The sequence below is a fragment of the Limimaricola sp. G21655-S1 genome (genome assembly GCF_027213785.1).
GTDB lineage: Bacteria > Pseudomonadota > Alphaproteobacteria > Rhodobacterales > Rhodobacteraceae > Limimaricola.
Window position 1 is genome coordinate 1 of sequence record NZ_JAPWGO010000244.1, and the last position, 269, is coordinate 269.

Here is a 269-nt window from a genome sequence, read left to right on the forward strand (position 1 = left end):
AAGAGATGAAGGACATCCAGAAGGGGGCCAAGGACGCCAGCGAAAAAGACCTGCTGGGAGCCGACTACAAGAAGCGCATGGAGACGGCAACCGAGCAGTTCAAGGCGTTCAAGATCGGCATGACCGACATTGGCATCACCATCGGTAACGCCTTGCTTCCGACTTTGACCGAGATGCTGCAGGAGCTGAAGCCAGGTATCAAAGCCTTCGGCGACTGGGCCAAGGAGCACCCCGGCCTGATCAAGGGCGTGATCGGCCTGGTCGGCGGC

At 59.5% G+C, this 269-nt stretch carries 1 protein-coding gene; it reads left to right on the top strand.

The window, feature by feature from the left end; all coding sequences use genetic code 11:
• A partial coding sequence (locus O4G76_RS20630) for a phage tail tape measure protein (RefSeq protein WP_269398992.1) occupies window positions 1–269 on the top strand: 269 nt, incomplete at both ends.